We start from the raw sequence: 3524 nt of genomic DNA, 5'->3' as shown, positions 1-3524 counted from the left end.
TCCACGCCGGCGGCGAACATCACATCGGCCTCGCCGACACGGATACGGTCGGCCGCCATCTGGATGGCCGACAGGCCTGATGCGCAAAAGCGGTTCACGGTGATGCCGCCCACGCTGGTCGGCAAGCCGGCCAGCACCGCGCCTATGCGCGCGATGTTCAGGCCCTGCGGGCCTTCTGGAATGGCGCAGCCGCAGATGATGTCTTCAATCGCCCTGGGGTCCAGCGTCGGCACCTGGGCCAGCGCGGCCTTGAGGACGCTGACCAGCAGGTCGTCGGGACGTGTGTTGCGGAAAAAACCCCGGTGCGAGCGCGCTATGGGCGTGCGCGTGGCGGCAACGATGTAGGCTTCCTGGACTTGTTTCATGGGGTGCTCTTTCTGGATGAATCGGTAGAAGGTGAACTCAAGGGGCGGGGGCGGGGGCGGGGAAGCCCCCATCCCTGCCTTCCCCCAGCGGGGAAAGGTGTAATTCGGGGAAAGCCTCAGGCTGATTTTCTTGCTCCTTCCCCCTTTGGGGGAAGGCTGGGATGGGGGCCAGCGCGGCCAACTCGGTCAGCCGGTTGTAAATCGCCTCCACAATCGACTGCAAATCTGAAAACGGCAAGTTGGCCGGAAAGTGCATCACGTCAAAGCCGTGACTTCTGAAAAAAGCGTCGCGCTGTGCGTCGTAGCCCTGCTGCTGTGCATGCTGCGATCCGTCTACTTCCACAATCAGCCGGGGCGCAAGACAAGCAAAATCCGCCACATAAGCCCCCAGCGGATGCTGGCGCCTGAACTTGAACCCCAGCTGTTCGCCACGCAGCCATAGCCGCCGCTCGCCATCGGTCATCTCCTGGCGAAGGGACCTCGCGAACGTTCTGGCGTTGGTGCTGGCCTGGTTTTGCATGTCGTAGAGCCCCCATCCCAACCTTCCCCCAGCGGGGGAAGGAGCAAGAAGAAGATCGCTTTCCTTTGGTTCTTTAGCTCTTCAGCGGGCCGGACGGAATCCAGGCCCAAATAAATTCGCATTCAACGGGCTCGACACCCGCCTCGTCGGTGACCGTGACGGCCACCGTGACTTCGCCTTTGTCGCTGGCTTGCATCAGCGCCTGCTGCGCTGGCGTCAGCGTGGCCACGGCCCGCATGGCACCCGTGGCGCGCTTCCTGAACGCCATCGTCAGCGCCTTGGCCAGCGGCGTGCAGTCGTCGCGCACATTCATGCCGACCACCATGCCGGTGGCGGTCTCGGCCAGCAGGTTCATGGCCGAGGCGTGTATGCCGCCGATGTGGTTCTGGACCTTCTTCTCATTCTTGAGACCGATTTCGACGCGTTCACGGCGCATCTGCAGAAAGTCCAGCCCGGCCGTTCCGGTAAAAGGCACGGCCCGGCGCAGCACCACGCCTTGATACCAGGTACGGGCAAAGGCAGGCACGTCCTGCAAGCGGTCGAGCTGGCGCTCCAGCCGGTTGGGCGGGTGATTGACGGTGTTGGAATCCACCATCAGTTCCTCACGGGTTTGCCGGTACTCATCATGCCCATGATGCGTTCCTGCGTTTTGGGGTGGGCCAGCAGCGCGCAGAACGCCTGGCGTTCCAGCGTCATCAAATACTCTTCCGTCACCAGCGTACCGGCATCCACGTCACCACCACACACCACGCCCGCGATCAGGCTGGCGATGTGAAAGTCGTGCGCGCTGATGAAGCCGCCGTCGCGCATGTTGACCAGTTGCCCTTTGATGGTGGCCAGGCCATTGCGCCCGACCACCGGAAACAGCCGCTTGTGCGGCGCGCGGTAGCCGGAATGGAACAGCGCGCGCGCTTCGTTGAGCGCCACGAACAGCAACTCGTCCTTGTGGGGCACGATCACATCGCTGTCCAGCAGGTAGCCGATCTTGCGGCTGTCAATGGCGCCGGTTCCCACCTTGGCCATGGCCGCTGCGGTGAAGCCTTCGGTCAGGAAAGGCAGCATGTCCTTGCCGGTTGACAAGGCTGCATTTTCAGCGGCGCGGCGCGCAATATAGGTCAGGCCGCCGGCGCCGGGCACCAGGCCCACGCCCACTTCCACCAGGCCGATGTAGCTTTCCATGGCGGCCACGCGCCTGGCCGAATAAACCGCCAGCTCGCAGCCGCCGCCCAGCGCCAGGCCGCGCACGGCAGACACCACCGGCACGGCGGCATAACGCAGCTTGAGCATCACGCCCTGCAGTTCAGCCTCGGCGCCTTCCACCGCCCCGACGCCGCCAATCATGAAGCCGGTCAACATGGTTTGCAGGTCGGCGCCGGCAGAAAACATGGCATCGTTGGACCAGATCACCAGGCCCTTGTAGCTTTTCTCGGCCAGGTCCACGCCCAGGGCCAGCCCTTCGGCCACGTCGGGGCTGATGACGTGCATCTTGGTCTTGATGCTGGCGATCAGCACGTCGCCCCCCTGTCCATCGGGGCCGTCCAGCGTCCAGAGTCGAATCGCATCGTCCTCGTGCAGCGTGGTGCCTGCGGTTTGAAAGGCGGATGCACTGGAACCAAGCACGTCTTCAGGGAAATGCTGGCGCGCATACACCGGCAACTGGCGGCGCGCAATGAATTTCTGGCTTGATGCGCTCCAGGAACCTGCTGGCGTGTGCACGCCGCCGGCTTCTGCCACCGGGCCGCTGAACACCCAGTCAGGCAGCGGCGCGCTGCTCAGCGCCTTGCCAGCGTCAATGTCTTCCTGGATCCAGTTCGCCACCTGCAGCCAGCCGGCTTCCTGCCACAGTTCGAACGGGCCCTGGCTGGCGCCAAAGCCCCAGCGCATTGCAAAGTCAATGTCGCGCGCGCTTTCGGCAATGCTGGCCAGGTGCACGGCCGCATAGTGAAACTGGTCACGCAGGATGGCCCACAGGAAACGCGGCTCGGCGCCTTCGGCGTTGCGCAAGAGCTTGAGACGCTCGCCGGCCGGCTTTTTCAGCATGCGGCCGACCACGTCATCGGCCTTGGCACCGCCCGCTACATAGTCCATGCTTTCCGGGTCCAGCCGCAAAATGTCGCGCCCGACCTTTTTGTAGAAACCGGCACCGGTTTTCTGACCCAGGCTTTTGGCCTCCAGCAACCGGGCCAGCACCGGCGGCGTGCCGTACAGGTCTGAAAAAGGATCGGGCATCTTGTCAGGCCCAAGGTTGTCCTGCAGCGTCTTGATCACATGCGCCATGGTGTCCAGTCCGACTACGTCGGCGGTGCGGAAAGTGCCCGAACTGGCGCGGCCCAGCTTCTTGCCGGTCAGGTCATCGACCACGTCATAGCTCAGGCCAAAGTTTTCAGCCTCCTTGATGGTGGCCAGCATGCCGGCGATGCCGACACGGTTGGCGATGAAGTTGGGCGTGTCATGGGCGCGAATCACGCCCTTGCCCAGGGCGCTGGTGACAAAGGCTTCCAGGTCGTCCAGCACCTTGGGCTCGGTGGTCGGCGTGTTGATCAGCTCGACCAGCGCCATGTAGCGCGGCGGGTTGAAAAAGTGAATGCCGCAAAAACGCGGCTTGATAGCCTCGGGCAGCGCTTCGCTGAGCGTGGTGA

At 63.6% G+C, this 3524-nt stretch carries 4 protein-coding genes; all 4 read right to left on the bottom strand.

Annotated features, from left to right (window positions below; genetic code table 11):
* Positions 1-365 (bottom strand): beta-ketoacyl synthase N-terminal-like domain-containing protein (locus IV091_RS12485; RefSeq protein ID WP_293469183.1); only part of this gene is annotated, 365 nt, incomplete at its 3' end.
* Between the two features lie 37 nt (positions 366-402).
* Positions 403-885 carry a DUF559 domain-containing protein gene (locus IV091_RS12480; protein ID WP_293469181.1) on the bottom strand — a complete coding sequence of 161 codons (483 nt, stop codon included), beginning with the start codon at positions 883-885 and terminating at the stop codon, positions 403-405.
* A gap of 73 nt (positions 886-958) precedes the next feature.
* Complete coding sequence (locus IV091_RS12475; RefSeq protein ID WP_293469179.1) at positions 959-1480, bottom strand: DUF4442 domain-containing protein; 522 nt, start codon at positions 1478-1480, stop codon at positions 959-961.
* Positions 1480-3524 (bottom strand): 3-hydroxyacyl-CoA dehydrogenase/enoyl-CoA hydratase family protein (locus IV091_RS12470; RefSeq protein WP_293469177.1); only part of this gene is annotated, 2045 nt, incomplete at its 5' end. The genes IV091_RS12470 and IV091_RS12475, both read right to left, overlap by 1 nt.

It is taken from the genome of Polaromonas sp. (genome assembly GCF_018780625.1).
Classification (GTDB): domain Bacteria; phylum Pseudomonadota; class Gammaproteobacteria; order Burkholderiales; family Burkholderiaceae_C; genus Polaromonas.
The sequence above is the reverse complement of the archived record's forward strand: the minus strand, read 5'-3'. Positions and strand labels throughout refer to the sequence as shown.